Here is a 17,816-nt window from a genome sequence, read left to right as displayed (position 1 = left end):
CTCCACCTGCGTGTATCTTTCCCGAATCCGTGCTTGAAATACATGGTTCGTGCTTAGGTTGGCGAACAAATGCACGGGCCCGGGCAGCGCCGGGCACTTCACATCCGGGGACCCTACCGAGAGGCAGAACAATGTTGGAGCCGAATATCCGGCGGCAGATCCTCGATGCCGTCGACACGGCGTTCGAGAAGCAGCTTGCGTTCACCGCCGAACTGGTGGCTGTTCCATCCCTCCGGGGCCAGGAAAGGTCCGCCCAGGACCTGATGTACTCCGCCATGGAGGAACGCGGTTTGGCCATGGACAGGTGGACGCTCGACGTCGATGAGCTGAGTTCCCATCCCGGGTTCGGTCCGGTGACGGTCTCCTATGCGGAAGCGGACAACGTCGTTGGGACGTATGAACCGGCGGGGCCCGGCGGCCGGTCGCTCATCCTGAATGGACACGTGGACGTGGTGCCCACCGGACCGCTGGAGAACTGGTCCCGGTCGCCATGGGATCCGGCCGTGGTCGACGGGTGGATGCACGGCCGCGGCGCCGGTGACATGAAGGCCGGCCACGCTGCGGCGCTCTTTGCCTTCGACGCCGTTCGTGCCGCCGGTTTCGACCCCGCCGGCCGCATCCATTTCCAGTCCGTGGTTGAGGAGGAAAGCACGGGGAACGGTTCGCTTTCGGCCCTGATGCGCGGCTACACCGCCGACGCGGTGCTCATCCCGGAACCGGAAGAGAACATGCTGGTCCGTGCCAACGTCGGGGTTATCTGGTTCACCGTCCGGGTAGCCGGGCAGCCCACGCACCCGCGGGAAATGGCCAAGGGATTCAACGCTGTTGACGCCGCCTATGCCGTCATCGCCGAACTTCGTGAACTGGAGGAACGCTGGAACGCAGAGCGGGGCAGGCACGAGTACTTTTCCGACCTGGACCATCCGATCAACTTCAACGTGGGCGGCATCGCGGGCGGCGACTGGCCGTCCAGCGTACCTGCGTGGTGCGAGCTGCAGATGCGCGTCTCCATCTACCCCGGACAGGGGGTCGATGAAGCCTGGGCCGAGATTGAAGAGACGCTGCGGTCCGCAGCCAGACGCCCCGAACTGGCCGGGACGGTTCCGGCGGCCCAACGCACCGGGTTCAACGCCGAAGGTTATGTGCTGGAGCCCGGCAGCGACGCCGAACGCACCCTGGCCGAGGCCCACCAGACTGCCTTCGGGACGGACTTGGAGTCGTTCACTACCCCGGGATACCTGGATGCGCGGGTCTTCACCTTGTACGCAGGCATCCCCTCACTGGTCTACGGGCCGCGCAGCGAAGACATCCATGGTTTCGACGAGCGCGTCCACCTCGAGTCCGTGCGCAGGGTGACCAAGTCGATCGCGCTGTTCATTGCCGACTGGTGCGGGGTCTCGCCGCGGGCGTAGCGGCGGCAGGTAACGACTCCTCCGGCACATCGATGCGAGACACTGCGTGACGTTCGGATCTGAACGGTTTTCGCGCGGCATACCGCCGGGCACGTATGATCTGAATCACACTAGCTGCCCTGCTTGATCCGCCGCCTGACTATCCCCTGCAGCCGCAGCGAGGCAGGCCCGGGGAGGACAACAGGGCTTCAAGTGCCGCATTCGAGGCACTGCGACCTTGCGGTGGCGGGCATGACCCGTATCGACGATAGGAGACACATAATGTCGGAGGGTCCGACCGTTCTAGACGCCTCAGCTGAGGTATTCCGTGCCCATGGCATGACGACGATTTTTGGCAATCCAGGATCCAATGAGCTGCCGTTCCTGGCCGGCCTGGGCAAGGATTTCGATTTTGTGCTCGGTTTGCATGAGCAGGCTGTGGTGGGGATGGCCGAGGGATACGCCCGCGCCACTGGCAAGCCTGTTTTGGTGAACCTGCATGCGGCGTCGGGCACCGGCAACGCCATGGGAGCACTGACCAATGCCAGGTACGCGAACATCCCCCTGGTGATCCTCGCCGGCCAGCAGGTTCGGCGCACCGTGGGCCAGGAGACGATGCTCGCAAATGTGAATGCGGGCATGCTGACTTACCCGCTGACCAAGTACGCGCACGAGCCCCTTGCCGCCGCCGATGTGCCGCGGACCCTGTCCCAGGCAATCCTGGAGGCTTCAACACAGCCGGCGGGCCCGGTTTACGTGTCGGTTCCGCTGGATGACTGGAACGAGCCGGCCCTTCCTGCCGACAGGCTGCTCACCCAGCGCTCCGTGCGCACCGCGGGAGTGCTGTCGGAGGAAATCGCCGCTGAGCTGGTTTCCGCCGTTGACGGCGCCCGGAGCGTGGCACTGGTGCTGGGCCCGCAGGTCGATGCAGCTGCCGTCTCCGACTCATCCGTATGGGACGCGGTGATAGAGCTGGCAGAGCACACCGACGCCAGCGTCTATGTTGCCCCGTCACCTGCCCGCGGCCCGTTCCCGACCACGCATGCAAACTTCGCCGGAGTGATCGTCCCCGGTATCGACTCGGTTCGCCGGCGGCTTTCGGAGCATGACCTGGTGCTGGTGGTGGGCGCACCCGTGTTCCGGTATCACCGATGGGAGCCGGCGGAATACCTGGAGGAAGGAACCCAGGTTTGGCAGCTGACCCAGGATCCGTCAGAGGCGACGCGGGCTCCGTTCGGCACTGCCGTCGTCGCCGATGTGGCCCGGGCCATCACTACGCTGGCAAAGCGTGTGACTGACCGCGGTGTCCGCCGCCCCGAACGCGAGCTGCCCCAGGCCAAGACCTCCGCTGAAGGGATGACAGGCACCGAAATCCTTGAAGTGCTGAATGAACATGTCACCGAGCAGGTCGTCTACATCAACGAGACGACAACCTTGGACCTGGACTACCTGGAACGGATCAGCATCGACAAACCGGGCCGCTACCACTTCCCCGCGTCGGGTGGCCTGGGCTTCGGACTGCCGGCCGCCGTCGGCTTCTCGCTGGGAGACCCGGGGGCAACTGTGGTGGCCACGGTGGGAGACGGGTCAGCCAACTACGGCATCACCGCCCTGTACACAGCGGCCCAGCGGCAGACCCGTACCGTCTTCGTCATCGTCAATAACTCGGGATACGGCGCGTTGGCCGGATTCGCCAAGCGAATGGGCGTGCCCGACGTTCCCGGGCTGACCCTGGGCGGCATCGACTTCGTGGCCCTGGCCCGCGGATACGGTGTCCCCGCCAGCGCAACGACCACCCGGCAGGAATTCGAAGAGGCTTACCGGCAGGCCCTGGCCTCCGAGGGCCCGGTGCTGATCGACGCCCGAATCGTCAATGACTAACCGGACGGCTGGACCGGCACGGTTAGTCATCCACACAGACAGTCAGAACGCGCAACCCACCAACAATGCAAGGGAGCATCATGACCGCCACCGAATCTGAGCAGACCTCCATCCTGAACCCGTCGCTGTGGGACGGAAAAATCTACACCACCGGCTGGACCGCCGGATCTGCAGAACCAATCGAGGTCAAAGAGCCGGCGACTGGTTCTGTTCTGGCCACCGTCGGTATGGCCTCCGCCGCCGACGCATTCGCGGCAGCCACCCGGGCCGCAAAAGCACAAAAGGAATGGGCAGCCACTAAGCCCGAGGATCGTGCCGCGATACTGCGCCGGGCCGGAGATTTCTTCGTCACCCACGCAGCCGAGCTCGGTGAATGGGTTCAGCGCGAGACAGGCGCCATCGGAGCCAAGGCTGCCCTGGAGACGCACGTAGCTGCCAACGAGTGCTTCGATGCCGCCGGCCTGCCGCACCACCCGGCCGGTGACGTACTCACCTCGAATGCCGATCACTGGTCCTTCGCACGGCGCACCCCCGCCGGTGTGGTCGCAGTCATCTCACCGTTCAACTTCCCCCTAATCCTTTCCATCCGCTCCGTTGCTCCCGCACTGGCCCTGGGCAACACCGTCATCCTCAAGCCGGACCCGCGGACTCCGGTTTCCGGCGGCGTGATGATCATGCGCGCCTTCGAAGAGGCGGGGCTCCCGGCCGGCGTCCTGCAGCTGCTCAACGGCGGCGCGGAGACGGGCGCGGCACTGACGGAGGCACCGGAAGTCCGCATCATCTCCTTCACCGGTTCAACCGCCGCCGGCCGCAAGGTGGGCGAGGCTGCCGGACGTAATCTCAAGCGTGCCCATCTGGAACTTGGCGGCAACAACGCCCTGATCGTCCTGCCGGGAGCCGACCTGGCCAAGGCTGCCAGTGCCGGTGCGTTCGGTTCCTTCCTTCACCAGGGCCAGATCTGCATGACCGCAGGACGGCATTTGGTCCACGAATCGCTCACGAACGGTTACGTTTCTGCCCTTCGCGAGAAGGCCGAGCACCTGCCCGTCGGTGATCCGATGAGCGGGCAGGTGGCCCTGGGTCCGATCATCGATGACCGCCAGCGGGACAACATCCACCGGATTGTGGAGGAAGCGAAGGCGGCGGGTGCCACGGTTGAGGCCGGGGGAACCTACGACAACCTGTTCTACTCCCCCACCGTGCTCACCGGCCTGGACAAGGAAAACCCTGCCTGGGCCGAGGAAATCTTCGGTCCGGTGGCGCCCGTGATGGGCTTTTCCACGTTGGAGGAGGCAGCCGAAATCGTGAACTCGTCAGAGTACGGCCTGTCGGTAAGCATCCTCGGTGACGTCGGTGAGGCCATGAAGCTCGCGGACATGGTCCACTCGGGCAAGGTCCACATCAACGAGCAGACCGTTATGGACGAATCCAATGCCCCGTTCGGCGGTGTCGGCGCTTCAGGGACAGGTTCCCGGTTCGGTGGATACACCGCCAACATCGAGGCCTTCACCGAGACCCAGTGGCTCACCGTGCGTCCGGACATTGCGCCGTACCCGTTCTAAACTCAACCGGTGTTTTGGTGGCCGCGGTCGGAGCAATCCGCCCGCGGCCATTAGCTTGTTGGCTGTCGGCCATACTGCGGCCACCCCTGGACACTCCCGGTTACCAACGGTAAGTTACTGCTAGTAAGTTACCGATTCCCGGGAACCAGCATGAGCGAAGTGTCCAGCGCAGCACCACGACGGCGCCTTTCCAAGCAGGAGCGCCGTACCCAGCTGTTGGAAGTGGCCCGCGGACTGATCCGCGATGCTGGGACCTACGAATTCACCCTCGGGCGGCTAGCCGAACGCGCCGGCGTGACTAAGCCGCTGGTGTATGACCACTTCGGCGACCGGGCCGGAGTCTTCGCTGAGCTGTACCGCGAGTTCGAGGAACAGCAGCGGAAGACCCTTGCTGATGCCCTCGCCGACGCGGAGCCTGAGCTTTCCGTGGTGGCGGGGCTGGTCGCCGGCGCCTACATCGACTGCTGCCTTGCCGAAGGCAGGGAGCTGGCCGACGTCGTTGCCGCCCTAGCGGGTTTCTCCACCCTGGGCGGCGTTCGGCAGGAAGCCGAGGATGCCTACCTGGCCATGTGCCGGACCGCGCTGGAACCGTTCATGGGACCGCTCGGCCTCGCCGGGCTCCAGGCCGTCACCGGTGCCGGAGACGCCCTGGCCCGGACCGCACTTGACGGCAGAATCAGTGCCGCCCAGGCCCGCAGCACACTCACCACGGTTGTTCTCGCCGTCGTCGGCGGCAACGGCTTCAAGGAGGACTGACGTGCCAATCACCCATCCCCCGACGCCGGGCAACGTACTGTGGGTAACCGCCCATCCCCGCGCCGCGTCCCTCAACGGACGGCTGTTCCTTGAGGGGGTTGACGCGCTGTCGACCCGCTACTACCAGGTGGCGACGTCGGACCTCTATGCCCAGGGATTTAACGCCGTTCTGGGCGACGGCGATCTCGGCGACCTTGCGGGCGTACCGGGCAACCTCGCAGTCCAGGCCGGGGAATCCTATGCCGCCGGCCAGCTGCCGGCTGACGTGCAGGCGGAGCAGGCCAAGCTCGCCGCGGCGGAGCTGCTCGTCCTGCAGTTCCCGCTCTGGTGGTACGGCCCCCCGGCGATCCTGAAGGGCTGGTTCGACCGCGTGCTCACCGACCAGTTCGCCTACGGGGACCTGGATCCGGAGCTTGGTGTTCCTCGGCGTTACGGCGACGGCGGACTGGCCGGGCGCCGGGCGCTCGTCATCGTGACGGCCGGGGAAGACGAACGGTCGATTGGCCCCCGCGGCATCAGCGGCGACCTTGACTCCCTGCTCTTCCCTCTTACCACGGGGTGCTCTGGTACACGGGGATCGAGGTGCTGGATCTGCATGTGGTGTACGACGCCGATGCCCTGGATTCCACGCAGGTGGACCAGGAGGTGAAGCGGCTGCGGGAGCGGCTGGATTCACTGGACAAAGAGGCTCCCCACCGGTTCCGGAGCCTGCGCGACGGCGATTACCGCAGCACCCGTGCCCTGCAGTCGGACATCCTGCCCGGCCGCACCGATTTGGGGATTCATCTGGCGGACTAACCCGCTGCCGAGCGCCACGGCTGATCCGTTCAACACGGGGACGAATCCATCGGAGTCCTTGCGCTTCCCCGGGACGGGCTGACGGGCAGCCGGACTGATGCTAGATTTCTCCGCAGTGACATTCTTACTTTCTCTGTGAACCAGAGTCGATGCAGCGGTTCCCGTCCGCTTCCATTCGGAGCGGTGATTCTGTGCGCCCTCCAGGGGAGCTCCTCCATGAGTTCCCCTGGCACCCGGACCCTCACCGAACCCATCCAGAGAAGACCACATGCCCGTCACATCGAACGACCCCACCACGCCTTTCTCACCTGCCACTGACCGGGAATCACTGCGCCCTGATTGCGGCAACTGTTTCGCGCTCTGCTGTACCGCACTGGGTTTTTCCCGCACCGCGGATTTCGCTATCGACAAACCCGCAGGAACTCCTTGCCGGAACCTTGGTCCCGACTTCTCATGCACCATCCATGACAGCCTGACTCCGCGGGGCTTTCGTGGATGCATCACCTTCGACTGCTTCGGTGCCGGCCAATATGTAGCCCAAGACCTCTTCCACGGAATCAGTTGGAAAGCCAAGCCGGAAACAGCCAAACACATGTTCGCGGCGTTCAAAGTTGTCCGGCAGCTTCATGAAATGCTCTGGTACCTCACGGAAGCGTCCAGCAGAACCTTCGACCCGGACACGGCGCACGTGGTCGACAGCATCAGGATGGAAATTGAGGAGGTGACGGCGGATGCGCGCGGGGTACTTTCCGTCGACCTTAGCGATATGCACGCCCGGGTCCGGGCTGTGCTGATGGAAGTCAGTGAGGAAGTCCGCTCCGCATACCTCGCGACCGGCGACGATCACCTGGACGGCACTCTTGTCCCGGGAGCAGACCTCATGGGCATGCAAATGAAAGGGGCGTCGCTGTGCGGAGCGGATTTGCGCGGGGCGTATTTGATTGCCGCCGATCTTAGAGGCTGCAACCTTTCGGGCACGGACGTCCTCGGAGCTGACTTCAGAGATGCGCGCCTCGAAGGGGCCGATCTCTCTCAAACCCTCTACCTGACGCAGGCGCAGCTGAACTCCGCCAGCGGTAATGCCCAGACGCTCCTGCCCGTCGAACTTGTCCGCCCGTCCCATTGGCTCAGCCGCAGGGACCCGGGCTGCGTCCCGCTTTCCCGAGCTAAAGCATCGCCGTGAGCACACCGCCGTCGACCCGCACCGCAGACCCGTTCGTCGCGGAGGCCAGCGGGCTGGCCAAGAATGTCACCATGGCTGCGATCTCTTCGGGCTCGATGAACCGCTGAAGCAGGGTGGTCTGGTTCGTCCCGATGATCGCCTGTTTCATTTCCGCGGCCGCTAGCCCGGTCTGGGCGGCGAGCGCTTCGACTGTGCCGGCAACGCCGTCGGAATAGGTGGGTCCGCCCAGGACCGAGTTCACCGTTACGCCGGTTCCCTTGGTGAGCTTCGCCAGGCCGTTTCCCAAGGCCAGCATCGCGGCTTTGGACGCGCCGTAATGGATCATGTCAGCCGGTACGTTCACTCCCGATTCGCTGCCGATGAAGACGATGCGGCCCCATCCGCGCTCCAGCATGCCCGGCAGCAGACGTCGGGACAGCAGTGCGCCGCTCAGGGTATTCACCTCGAAATAGCGCCGCCATTCGTCGGCGGAAATGTCCGCGAACGGTTTGAGGTCGAACAGGCCCACGTTGTTGATCAGGATGTCGGTGTCGGAGAGTTCCGTGCAGAGCCGCTCCACCTGGATCGGATCGGAAAAGTCGGCGGCGAGTCCGTCCACCGATGCACCCGGGATCTCCCGCCGCAGTGCCTCGACCGCGGCTGTGACTTTCCCCTGGTCGCGGCCGTTGAGCGTCACGCGCGCTCCCTCACCGGCCAGTGTCTTGGCAATGGCGTAGCCGATTCCCTGCGTGGAACCGCTGATGAACGCCGTTTTGTCTCTAAGCTGCAGATCCATCGTTATCCCTTCCTGGCGCTGGCAAAGCGCGGAGTATGCGGCCGCCGGTTCGTCCTCTGCGGCCCTAGGGTGAGGTTCGCACGGCTGAATCAGCGCCGGATCAGCGGGAGCACGCGAACTAGAATCAGCGGGTGAGCAAGCTTCGAATCCGCGTCCTTGGACCAATCTGCGCGGAGATCGAGCACACCCCGCTCCGGCTCTCGAAGCCGCGCCAGCGCGAGGTCCTGGGGATCCTGGCGGCGGCCCGCGGCAGGTCCGTTTCCACCCAGTACCTCATCGAGGAGTTGTGGGAGGATGCCCCGCCCGGTGCGGTGGGCGCCGTCCGTACCTTCATCGGAGAGCTGCGCCGCATCCTCGAACCGGACCGCCCTGCGCGCACTCCCCCTGCAGTTCTGCTGACTACCGCCGGCGGGTATGCCCTCGCGCCGCAAATGGCCGACGTCGACCTTTGGCGTGCGGAGCATGCAGTCCAGGCCGCTGCCGGGCTGGATTTGGCGGCCCGGAAGGAGTTGCTGGCTTCGGCTCTGGATGAGTGGCGCGGTGCCGCGTTCCAGGAATTCAGCACCCGCCGCTGGGCCAGGGCGGAGCGGGCAAGGACCGCTGAACTCCGCGCCTCTACAGTTGAGCAACTCGCGGAAACCCGGCTGGGCCTGGGCCGCCCCGGGGATGTCCTCACGCTGCTCGATGGTCACGTCAGCGAACATCCCTGGCGTGAGGAAGGCTGGCGGCTGCTTGCCCTGGCGCTTTACCGTTGTGCCCGGCAGGGCGACGCGCTGGCTCTCCTGGCCAACGCCCGCTCCACCCTGCGGCATGACCTGGGACTGGATCCCGGACACCGGCTGGCTGACCTTGAACAGCGGATTCTGCGCCAGGATCCTTCGCTGGATTTGGTGCCCGACGGCGGCAGCTCGCTCCTGTGGCAGGCTGTCGCGGCCGCGGGACAAACCGGGAAACGGGCGCAGCTTGAAGGAGTGGCATGCCTGCTTCCGGTGCTGGCGGTGTCAGGCTCGGTCCGGCTGGCAGCGGAGCAGCGCCTGGCTGCCATCACCGCCGCGGAGCAGTTCGGTGATCCGGAGCTGGCAGCCCGGGTGATCGGCGGCTTCGAGGTACCGGGGAGCTGGACCCGGTCGGATGATCCGGTTCAGTCGGCCGCGATTGTGGACGCTGCGGTACGGACGCTGAACGTCCTGCCGCCCGGAACCTCGGCCCGGGTACGGGCGCGGCTGCTGGCCACGGTGGCGATGGAATCGCGCGGGACCGCATCCCGGATGGCCGAAGCCCGCGAGGCTGAACAGATCGCCCGGGATTTGAATGATCCGTCCCTGATGTGTTTTGCCCTCAGCGCCCGGTACCAGCAGAGCTTTGAGACTGCCGGGCTGGCGTCCGCACGCGAAGCGCTTGGAGCTGAGATCGTCGCCGTCGCATTGGAGGCGGAGCTGCCAACCTTCGAAATTCAGGGACGACTGCTCCGGATGCAGGCACTGTGTGCCCTCGACGATGTCGCCGCTGCGTCTCGGGAAGCTGACCGGATCGACGGCCTCGCGGCCCGGTTCGACCGCTCTTTGGCCACAGTCTTTACCGGCTGGTTCCGGTGGACCTTCACGGACGGTCCGCCGCCGCCTGACGGGACGGAGATGCCGGGCTTCCACACTGGCCTTCCGGCTTTGGCCGAGCTGACCCGTGCCGTCCGGAGTGGCACGGATCTGCCCGACGGCGGCTTCGGGCCGTACGAGCAGTGGGTGCGTCCGCTGCTGCTGGTCCGGGCGGGGCTCCGGGAGGAAGCACGTTCCGCCTTGGACACCCTTCCCGACCCGCCGCGTGATCTGCTGCTGGAAGTGCTGTGGTTCCTTACCGGGCTTGCTGCGGTTGAAAGCCGTCACCGGCCCGCCGGCCGCCGGGCGTCTCGCGCCCTGCTGCCGGCCGCCGGTGAACGTGCTGCCGGCAGCGGTGCCGTGGACGTGGGCCCGGTCCAACGGCTGATTGATGCTCTGCGACAGCTCACGGGGGATGTGGATCAGCCGTTGTAGGGGGCCTCGACGTCGATCACCCAGGTGACGCCGAAGCGGTCGGTCAGCATGCCGAACCCGGGGCTCCACGCAGAGGCGGCAAAGGGCTCGATGATGTCCGCGCCGTCGGCCAGTCCGTCCCAGAGCGGGGTGACCTCCGCCAGGCTCTGGCCGCGCAGGGACTGAAAAAACGTGCGGTCGGTGACCGTGGTGCCGTTTTCGCGCCGGGTGGTTCCGGCGGTCTCGGTGACGTCGGTGCTGTCCTTGCCGGGGATGTCGTAGGCCATAACGCGGAAGCCGTTCCCGGTTTCCAGCTGTCCGAAGACGATCTTGTCCGCGCCCGGAACCTCCTTTGGCATACCGAAGTCGCCGTAGGTGGCACGGGTGAGGATGCCGCCGAACACCGACTGGTAGAACTCCAGGGCCGGGCCGGCTGTGCCGCGGAAGTTCAGGTGGGTAGTGGTGGTGATGCTCATCGAATCTGTCCTCTCGTTTCGGCACGGTTTGTGCCGTTGAAACCAGCCTGGACCTGGTAGCGGACAGGATGTGTCCTCTTCTGCAGGCATACTCGAAGAATGTCCGGGACCTCAGCACGCATGCTCGCACTGCTTTCACTGCTGCAGTCCCGGCGGGACTGGCCGGGGAAGGTGCTGGCCGAGCGCCTTGACGTGGCCCCGCGGACGGTCCGCCGCGACGTGGACCGGCTCCGCGGGCTCGGCTACTCCATCACTGCGGTCAAAGGCCCGGACGGCGGCTACCGGCTGGCTGCCGGGGCAGACCTGCCGCCCCTCCTGTTCGATGACGAGCAGGCGGTGGCAATCGCCGTCGCACTGCAGACCGCGCCCTCCAGCGGCGTGGATACGGGGGACGCCGCTAACCGCGCACTAACCACAGTGCGGCAGGTGATGCCCTCACGGCTGCGGCACCGGATCGATGCCATCCGCTTTACCGACGCCGGATCCCCTGTACAGGTGGATCCGAGCGTTCTCGAAGCTCTCAGCACCGCAGTTCGGGACCGGCGGATTGTCCGCTTCGACTACGGCGGGAACACCTCGGGCCCGGCCCGCCGTGCGGAGCCGCACGCCGTCGTCGCCCGTAATGGCCGCTGGTACTTGGTGGCCTGGGACCTGGACAAAACGGACTGGCGCATTTTTCGGCTGGACCGGCTGACGCCGAGGTTCCCTGCCGGCGGCACCTTCACCCGGCGCCCTCTTCCGGGCGGGAACGCGGCAGCGTTCCTGGCCGCCCGGCGAAAGGGATCGGAGTCCGACGCCGTGTGGCCGTGTTACGGCGAATTCCTCCTCGAGCTGCCCGCAGCCTCCGTTGCACCGTGGCTGGGAGACGGTGAACTCGAGCCGGTCTCGGAGAGCGCCTGCCGGGTGCGGGCCGGGTCGTGGTCCTGGGCAGGGCTGATGTCCTGGGTCCTGCGCTTCGACGCTCCTTTCTCTGTACTGGGCCCTGAGGCGTTGATTGATTCCCTCTCCGGCTTCGCGGACCGAATCAGCGCTGCCCGCCCCCGCCCGGGAACTTCCCGCACCTCACACGCCGGGCGTGCTCCCCGCGGTCCGGCAGAACTCCGGCCGCCGGACAGCTAGGATGATCCAACTGTCTGCGATCCCCGGGGGAACCATGAGAAAAACCGCTGCCGTCCCTGTCCTTGCTCTGCTGCTCCTGACCGGGTGCACGAATGCCGGGTCCGCGGCTTCTCCACAGACCGCATCACCGTCTGAGTCGTCGTCCGCCGAGCAGCCCGCTGAAGCTGACGAAGCGGCGACCGAGGCAACAGAAGAGCAAATCTGCTCCGAACTGCTCGGGGCCGACGGCAAGGGGCCTCTCTACCAGGCGATTTCCCTCATGCGGATCGAGGACGGGACCTTCGGTTTTGTTGGATCGCCGGATGCCGCCGGTTCCGTCGACGAAACGCTCCGGGGCCTCGCGGCGGATGCGCCGCCCGTATTGGAACCACAGCTGGCAGAGCTGACCCAGGCGATGGGGGGCGTTCTCGCGCTGGCCGAACCCTCGACCGGGGCTGCCGTAACCTTCGACCCCTTCGCTTGGACGGACACCATCGGGGACATCCTCTCTGTCTGTGCCCGCTACGAGGTCGGCCTGGCAAAGCCGGCCGCCGAGGGCGCCAGTGCCGCGTACCCGGGTTACCCAATGGTCGTGAATGCCTCGTCGGTGGACTACCGCGTCGCAGCCTGGTTCAGCGGCAGTCTTATGGACGGCCGGCTCGTGGCGCTCGCGCCGGGCCTGTACGGGCCCTACAACCCGGATGTGCCTGATCTTTCGCTTTACTACGTCTCCACGGCGGTCGCCGGAGACAGTGCCATGAAACAAGCCGTTTTCCCCGGTTCCGGTGGCACGGCGTCGTGGTCAGGCGTCCGGCCCGGCACTGAGGAACCGTAGGCTGGCTCGCCACTGGCCTAGCCGTTCCGGCGGGAGGCATCCGGGTCTGCGGGAGCTCCTGCACGGCGTTCCTTCAGCAGTTCCTTGCTCCGGACCAGTCGGAGGGCCGTAACCAGCACCAGTCCCCCAAGCACGTTGAAGAGCAGCGTATAGCTAAACCAGGTCAGCCACTCCAGGTAGGTAATGCCGGCACCGGACTGAATGGCGCCGAAGACCAGCAGGGAATCCAGGATTGAATGGAACATTTGGAGCCCGGCGAGAAGAAATCCCCCGATCACTGTGGCTACGATCTTGGCCGGGTCGGAGGACGTACCCTGCTGCATGCGGCTCATCAGCGTGATGGTGCTTCCGCCCAGGACCGCGAGCGCAACGGTCTGAAGGGAGAACGGTGCGTCGGTGAAGTGCCGTGCAGATTCGGCAATGGTGTCCTCCCACTGCGGAAAGGCCTGCATGACGAACCACATAATGACCCAGCCGCCGGCAAGGTTGCCCAGAAGCGTCCCGCCCCAGAGTTTACCGAGTTGCCGCAGGCTTGCCTCCTTGGCAACCACGGCGGCGATCGGCATCAGGAAATTCTCGGTAAAGAGCTCGCTGTGTGCGAGGAACAGGGCAATTAGTCCCACGCTGAACGCAATTCCGGCCAGCAGATGATCTCCGGTTTGGTACATCACGGCGAGGTAAGCCATGACGCCCAGCCCCACCTCAAGGCCGCCAAAAACCCCGGTCACCAGAACATTGCGGAAGGTGCGGTGCAGCCGCTCCGCCCCCTCGGTAATGGTGTTCTCAAAGGACTCCTGCAGCTCGTCCTCGACGGGAGCTTCAGATTCCCCGATTTCCCTGGGGCGTTCTTCGCTCATGCCGTTCCCTTCGGTGCGTGCGCTGACCGTTCCGTGTCCCGACCATTAGAACTGCTCAGCGGCGCCGTCCGCGAGTGGGTGCTGACAGTACCCCGCGCCGTGCAGGCTTCGGGGCTCGGGCATAGTGGGGAATCAGTCCTCCTCCCAGACCAGGATCTCTCCGGGTTGGCAGTCGAGGACACGGCAGATTGCGTCAAGCGTGGAGAATCGAACAGCTCTTGCCCGCCCGTTTTTCAGGACAGCAACGTTTGCGGGTGTAATCCCTATCCGGTCTGCAAATTCGCCCACGGAGAGCCCGCGCTCAGCCAGGAGCGAGTCGATCACCACGCGAATAGGCATCAGACAACTCCATCAAGCTCAGCCCGCATGAACGCCGTCTTGCGCAACAGGGAACGAAGCACCAGCAGGACCATGGTCAGTGTCGCTCCAACCAGCGCGCCGCCTATCACCAGCAGGCCAAGCGCCGGGGGGCCGGGAATGAGGAACAGGGTTCCCAGCACAATGGCAGTTGCCGCAGCGAGAGCCGCCGCCATGATGTCAATGAGCTTGCGTGATGTTGAGCCGAAAATACGTTCGTCCCGAATGTAGCCAACCAGGATTGCTGTAATGACGAGTACCACCTCAACGCAGATTCCGAACAGAATGGCCGCCCCAACCAGCGGCGCTTCCAGATCGGCAAACTCCGGATAGGCCGATGCCATCGACCGACCGGTACTCACGACGCCGATCTGCGCGGCGACAGTCGCAAGGAGGAGCAGAGTAAGTGCCGCACGTGTCGCGAGCACCATCTGGAGGCTAATTTTCTGCGGGAGTTTTTCCATGCCTCATGATCGATATTCGATCGATTGATTGTCAATAGATCCGCGGCGGGCGGATGCTGCCGGGTATCCGGGATCGTGCCGAACGCAGGCCCTCCCCTGAGCGCACCTGACTGACAGCCGCCCGCCCCGGTTCACACCGCCGTCGGGCATCACTTCACCGGGCCGCAGGCGCAAACGAATACTGTTGCTGCTCGCCTCCGTGGACAACGACGCACGTGGATTCCGGCACCTCCTGCCATGCCCCGTGCAGATCGCCCAGTGGTTCGGAGACCACCAGCCGGGAGTCGTCCGAGAGTTTATTCAGCAGCACGTTCTCCGGATACAGGGCCTGAAGGGGCGTTATGTCCCTGCTGGTGAAGAGGGACCGCGACTTGCCTTGGCTGGAGTAGCGGAACGCCCAGGTGGTGTCGCCGTCGGTGGTTGCGACTGTCATCTGGACGGGATGCTCGACGCCGCGGCGCCGTCCTGCATCCTCGATGAATCCCACGGCCTCGGCGACCGCTGTGCGGGGGTCTTCCTCGAGCCCAAAGGTCAGTGCGAGGTAGAAGAACATCTCGGAGTCCGTTGATCCTTCGATCTCCGGATACAGCCCCGGCTCGACAGCCATGGCCATATCGCGTTTGACCTTCGGGAAGTCCGCGAGCGCCCCGTTATGCATCCAGAGCCATTTGCCGTGCCGGAACGGATGGCAGTTTGTCTGCTGGATGGCCGTACCTGTTGTGGCGCGGATGTGCGCGAAGACGCGGCTGGCCGATGCCTGCCGTCCCAGCTCGCGCAGGTTGCGGTCATGCCAGGCGGGCTCCGTGCTGTGGAACAGGCCGGGAGTCGGTTCCGTGCCGTACCAGCCGATGCCAAAGCCGTCCCCGTTGGTGGTCTCCGCGCCCATGCGGGCGTGTTTGCTTTGCATGACCAGTGAGTTCACAGGTTTATAGAGAAGGTCATCCAAGCGGACGGGGGAACCTGAATACGCTAGCCAACGACACATGGTCGTCTCCTTCGGATCGGGCCGAGTTTGCCAAACCGGCGGTCCGAGGGGTGGGCTTCGCGAACGTCTTTACGCCCGGGCCGCAAATTCAGTCGACCACAGAACAAGAGGAAGTTCTACGGGCTCCCGGGGACGCGACCGCTGCCGTGCACCGTGCTCACTTTGTCTGCGTGCGCAGGGGGCCAGACAACCGTGAACCGTTCGAAAACGATCTCGTCAGTTTCAGACCACTCACGCCCCTGGGCTGCTGATACCCGTGTCCAGTAGCGGCGGTGTTCACGCTGCCAGCTCGCCAGGCTCAGATCGTCTTCGCCTTCGTCCCGTGCAAAGGCCTCGTCCGCCGTGCCGAAGGGCCCCAGCCGCAGCTCGATGCTGCGCAGGATGAGCCGCGGCGTCCCCGTCCCGTCGCACGCTATCCAGTGGGAACCGATCCGGGGGACCGCGTCTCCTCTGGCCAGGAAATCAGCGGCGAGTTCCGACGTCGCGCGTTTCCGTCCGCTGAGCACATGGGTGAGGAGTTCGTCCGCCAGCCGCCGTGTATCCCCAAAGTGTTCAACGGTGTACTCCGGGGACACGGCTACTGCTTCCGGGTGCGCGGCGCTGTATGCCTGCCACATTCGGATTGCTGCGTCCTGGTCAATCGGGCTTACCGGGTCAGATTCCACCAAGCCATGATGTCAGGCCTGCAGCACGTATCCGGGCTACCAGTAGGGTGGGCCGATGAACAGAACTCAGAAGTACCGCAAAGCCGTGTTCATTGCTGGCGTGGGACTGTTTGGTGCGATAGCCGTCGTGCTGATACCAGGGCTGTTTGCTGAATTCAGAACCGGCCGGCTTATCGCGGTTTTGGTTTTGCTGGCAGGCGTCGTCGTTTTTGCTGTCGCCGCCAATTTGCCCCGGTGGCCGGGAAACGCCGTCGATCCCTAAAGTGCCGCTGATAGCCCGCCCTGTTCACGCCGTCTGCCTCCGTCTAATGTCTAACTAGCTGACCAACGGGGGATAAAAGCACATGCGGAAACGAATTGCGGGCGCCGCGGCGGCGCTGCTGCTAGGCGCTCTGCTCGCAGGCTGCGGACCGACGGACGCGGAAGTCAACGAGGCGCAGGCGATAGCTGAAGTGAAAGCCGACCCAGCGCCAACCCCGTGGGAGCCCCGACCGTGTCTCGGCGGTGAGATCCTGCAGTCGGACCCCAGTGGAACCATGCAGACCATCAAGCCGGATTGCATGGACCAGGCCCTGCTCGAAGCTACGCAGGAATTCACGGAGCCGCTGCCGCCAGGCGTTGAATGGAAGTTCGAGTCCGTGGATTACTCCAACCCGGAAGAGAACCCGTCACTGGAAATGCCTGCAATCATGGACGGCAACCAGGACACGATGGTGGCTCACTACTGGCTCTGCGCATGGGCGGATTCCTATCTCCAGTCCGTGGAGAACAATGACTTCCAGGGTCAGGAACAGGGGATGGGCTACCTGGCCAAATACACACAGCTCCCGGCGGTCCAGGCGTGGCATGTGGACCCGGAAGTCTTTGAGGCCAACGTGATCACACCGGCTCAGGCCGGAGATCCGGCCGCGTTGCAGAACTGGGCGCGGTCCTGCCCCCTCTGATTCCGCCCTGCCGTAACCGGAACGAACCATAGACAAGGCCCTGCCGGGTGTGTAGCCATGGGAAACATCCATTCCTGCACGAACACCCGGGGGCATCATGAAACTCCTGCTGACGTCCGGCGGCGTGACAAACCCCAGCATTGAATCCGCGCTGGTCAGCCTACTCGGCAAGTCCATCGCCGAGTCCCACGTCCTGGTGATACCGACGGCGCAGTGGGGCCACCCGGCGTGCGGGCCGGCGTCAGTGGGCAGGCTGGTTGCCGCCGGCCCGGGCTCTCCTCACCTGACAGGCCTGGGATGGGCGTCGCTCGGTGTCCTCGAGCTCACCGCCCTGCCATCCATCGGCGTCGAGCGCTGGGTCCGCTGGGTAAGAAAGACTGATGTGCTGCTGGTCGACGGCGGCGACGCCACCTACCTGAACCATTGGATGCACGCGTCCGGGCTTGCCGACCTGCTGCCCTCCCTGCCCGATACCGTGTGGGTTGGGGTCAGCGCGGGAAGCATGGTCCTGACGCCGCGCATCGGCGACTATTTCGTGGAATGGCCGGCCGCGGCGAACGACCGCACGCTGGGCGTGGTGGACTTTTCGATCTTCCCGCACCTCAACGCTTTTCCGACCAATACCCCGGCCGACGCCGAGCGGTGGGCCGCTGACCTGGGCGTTCCGTCCTATGCGATCGACGAACAGACGGCCATCCAGGTGCTGGACGGCACGGTCGAAGTAGTTTCCGAAGGGCTCTGGAAGAAGTTTGAAAGCGGATAAGAACAGCCGGCTCCGGCAGA

20 protein-coding genes are annotated in these 17,816 nt (G+C 65.0%); 13 read left to right on the top strand and 7 right to left on the bottom strand.

Translation table 11 applies throughout. The features are described 5' to 3' along the window. Window positions 1-131: 131 nt before the first annotated feature. The 7 genes from AO716_RS09720 to AO716_RS17055 all read left to right on the top strand — a co-directional run bounded on the left by AO716_RS09720 (window position 132) and on the right by AO716_RS17055 (window position 7,571). A complete protein-coding gene (locus tag AO716_RS09720; protein WP_055240688.1) occupies window positions 132-1,412 on the top strand; it encodes an ArgE/DapE family deacylase in 1,281 nt (426 codons plus the stop codon). 261 nt (window positions 1,413-1,673) lie between these two features. Beyond that, the gene (gene mdlC / locus AO716_RS09715) at window positions 1,674-3,272 is read left to right on the top strand and encodes a benzoylformate decarboxylase (protein WP_055240687.1); all 1,599 of its coding nucleotides are present in this window, start codon (window positions 1,674-1,676) and stop codon (window positions 3,270-3,272) included. Between the two features lie 80 nt (window positions 3,273-3,352). After that, window positions 3,353-4,834, top strand: coding sequence for a benzaldehyde dehydrogenase (locus AO716_RS09710; protein ID WP_055240686.1), 1,482 nt, complete (start codon window positions 3,353-3,355; stop codon window positions 4,832-4,834). Window positions 4,835-4,984: 150 nt separating this feature from the next. After that, window positions 4,985-5,590: a TetR/AcrR family transcriptional regulator gene (locus tag AO716_RS09705; protein ID WP_055240685.1), complete on the top strand. Its 606-nt coding sequence runs from the start codon at window positions 4,985-4,987 to the stop codon at window positions 5,588-5,590. A 1-nt stretch (window position 5,591) separates the two neighbouring features. Next, window positions 5,592-6,239, top strand: coding sequence for an NAD(P)H-dependent oxidoreductase (locus tag AO716_RS09700; protein ID WP_235472051.1), 648 nt, complete (start codon window positions 5,592-5,594; stop codon window positions 6,237-6,239). Beyond that, on the top strand, window positions 6,224-6,388 hold the full coding sequence (locus AO716_RS17735; RefSeq protein ID WP_235472050.1) for a hypothetical protein: 165 nt from the start codon (window positions 6,224-6,226) through the stop codon (window positions 6,386-6,388). The genes AO716_RS09700 and AO716_RS17735 overlap by 16 nt, the downstream gene beginning before the upstream one ends. A gap of 268 nt (window positions 6,389-6,656) precedes the next feature. Beyond that, window positions 6,657-7,571: a pentapeptide repeat-containing protein gene (locus tag AO716_RS17055; protein ID WP_082413470.1), complete on the top strand. Its 915-nt coding sequence runs from the start codon at window positions 6,657-6,659 to the stop codon at window positions 7,569-7,571. On the opposite strand, the gene AO716_RS09690 is transcribed toward AO716_RS17055, so the two are convergent. Continuing rightward, window positions 7,555-8,346: an SDR family NAD(P)-dependent oxidoreductase gene (locus AO716_RS09690; protein WP_055240683.1), complete on the bottom strand. Its 792-nt coding sequence runs from the start codon at window positions 8,344-8,346 to the stop codon at window positions 7,555-7,557. The two genes, AO716_RS17055 and AO716_RS09690, sit on opposite strands and share 17 nt — an antisense overlap. A gap of 131 nt (window positions 8,347-8,477) precedes the next feature. On the opposite strand from AO716_RS09690, the gene AO716_RS09685 reads away from it, so the two are divergent. After that, window positions 8,478-10,373: an AfsR/SARP family transcriptional regulator gene (locus AO716_RS09685; RefSeq protein ID WP_055240682.1), complete on the top strand. Its 1,896-nt coding sequence runs from the start codon at window positions 8,478-8,480 to the stop codon at window positions 10,371-10,373. On the opposite strand, the gene AO716_RS09680 is transcribed toward AO716_RS09685, so the two are convergent. Then, window positions 10,361-10,828 carry a VOC family protein gene (locus AO716_RS09680; RefSeq protein ID WP_055240681.1) on the bottom strand — a complete coding sequence of 156 codons (468 nt, stop codon included), beginning with the start codon at window positions 10,826-10,828 and terminating at the stop codon, window positions 10,361-10,363. The genes AO716_RS09685 and AO716_RS09680 overlap by 13 nt on opposite strands. Window positions 10,829-10,927: 99 nt before the next feature. On the opposite strand from AO716_RS09680, the gene AO716_RS09675 reads away from it, so the two are divergent. Then, complete coding sequence (locus AO716_RS09675; RefSeq protein WP_082413469.1) at window positions 10,928-11,947, top strand: helix-turn-helix transcriptional regulator; 1,020 nt, start codon at window positions 10,928-10,930, stop codon at window positions 11,945-11,947. Between the two features lie 34 nt (window positions 11,948-11,981). After that, complete coding sequence (locus AO716_RS09670) at window positions 11,982-12,761, top strand: hypothetical protein (RefSeq protein ID WP_152969934.1); 780 nt, start codon at window positions 11,982-11,984, stop codon at window positions 12,759-12,761. 17 nt (window positions 12,762-12,778) lie between these two features. Here AO716_RS09670 and AO716_RS09665 read toward each other — a convergent pair whose 3' ends face one another. From AO716_RS09665 to AO716_RS09645, 5 genes are all read right to left on the bottom strand, one after another. After that, on the bottom strand, window positions 12,779-13,618 hold the full coding sequence (locus tag AO716_RS09665; protein WP_055240679.1) for a formate/nitrite transporter family protein: 840 nt from the start codon (window positions 13,616-13,618) through the stop codon (window positions 12,779-12,781). A 132-nt stretch (window positions 13,619-13,750) separates the two neighbouring features. Continuing rightward, a complete protein-coding gene (locus AO716_RS09660; RefSeq protein WP_055240678.1) occupies window positions 13,751-13,957 on the bottom strand; it encodes a helix-turn-helix domain-containing protein in 207 nt (68 codons plus the stop codon). After that, entirely contained in the window at window positions 13,957-14,403 is a 447-nt protein-coding gene (locus AO716_RS09655; protein WP_160317921.1) for a DUF2975 domain-containing protein, read from the bottom strand. Before AO716_RS09655 ends, AO716_RS09660 begins: the two co-directional genes overlap by 1 nt. A 190-nt stretch (window positions 14,404-14,593) precedes the next feature. Then, complete coding sequence (locus AO716_RS09650; RefSeq protein WP_055240676.1) at window positions 14,594-15,424, bottom strand: class II glutamine amidotransferase; 831 nt, start codon at window positions 15,422-15,424, stop codon at window positions 14,594-14,596. A gap of 116 nt (window positions 15,425-15,540) precedes the next feature. Beyond that, entirely contained in the window at window positions 15,541-16,041 is a 501-nt protein-coding gene (locus AO716_RS09645; protein WP_055240675.1) for an ASCH domain-containing protein, read from the bottom strand. 103 nt (window positions 16,042-16,144) lie between these two features. On the opposite strand from AO716_RS09645, the gene AO716_RS17270 reads away from it, so the two are divergent. From AO716_RS17270 to AO716_RS09635, 3 genes are all read left to right on the top strand, one after another. Then, the gene (locus tag AO716_RS17270) at window positions 16,145-16,351 is read left to right on the top strand and encodes a hypothetical protein (RefSeq protein ID WP_152969933.1); all 207 of its coding nucleotides are present in this window, start codon (window positions 16,145-16,147) and stop codon (window positions 16,349-16,351) included. 82 nt (window positions 16,352-16,433) lie between these two features. Next, complete coding sequence (locus AO716_RS09640) at window positions 16,434-17,033, top strand: hypothetical protein (RefSeq protein ID WP_152969932.1); 600 nt, start codon at window positions 16,434-16,436, stop codon at window positions 17,031-17,033. Between the two features lie 97 nt (window positions 17,034-17,130). Further along, window positions 17,131-17,796 (top strand): Type 1 glutamine amidotransferase-like domain-containing protein, encoded by a 666-nt coding sequence (locus AO716_RS09635; protein WP_055240673.1) that lies wholly within the window; start codon window positions 17,131-17,133, stop codon window positions 17,794-17,796. Window positions 17,797-17,816 lie beyond the last annotated feature (20 nt).

Source organism: Arthrobacter sp. Edens01 (assembly GCF_001307035.1).
GTDB lineage: Bacteria > Actinomycetota > Actinomycetes > Actinomycetales > Micrococcaceae > Arthrobacter_B.
This window is presented reverse-complemented; position numbering and strand designations above follow the sequence as displayed.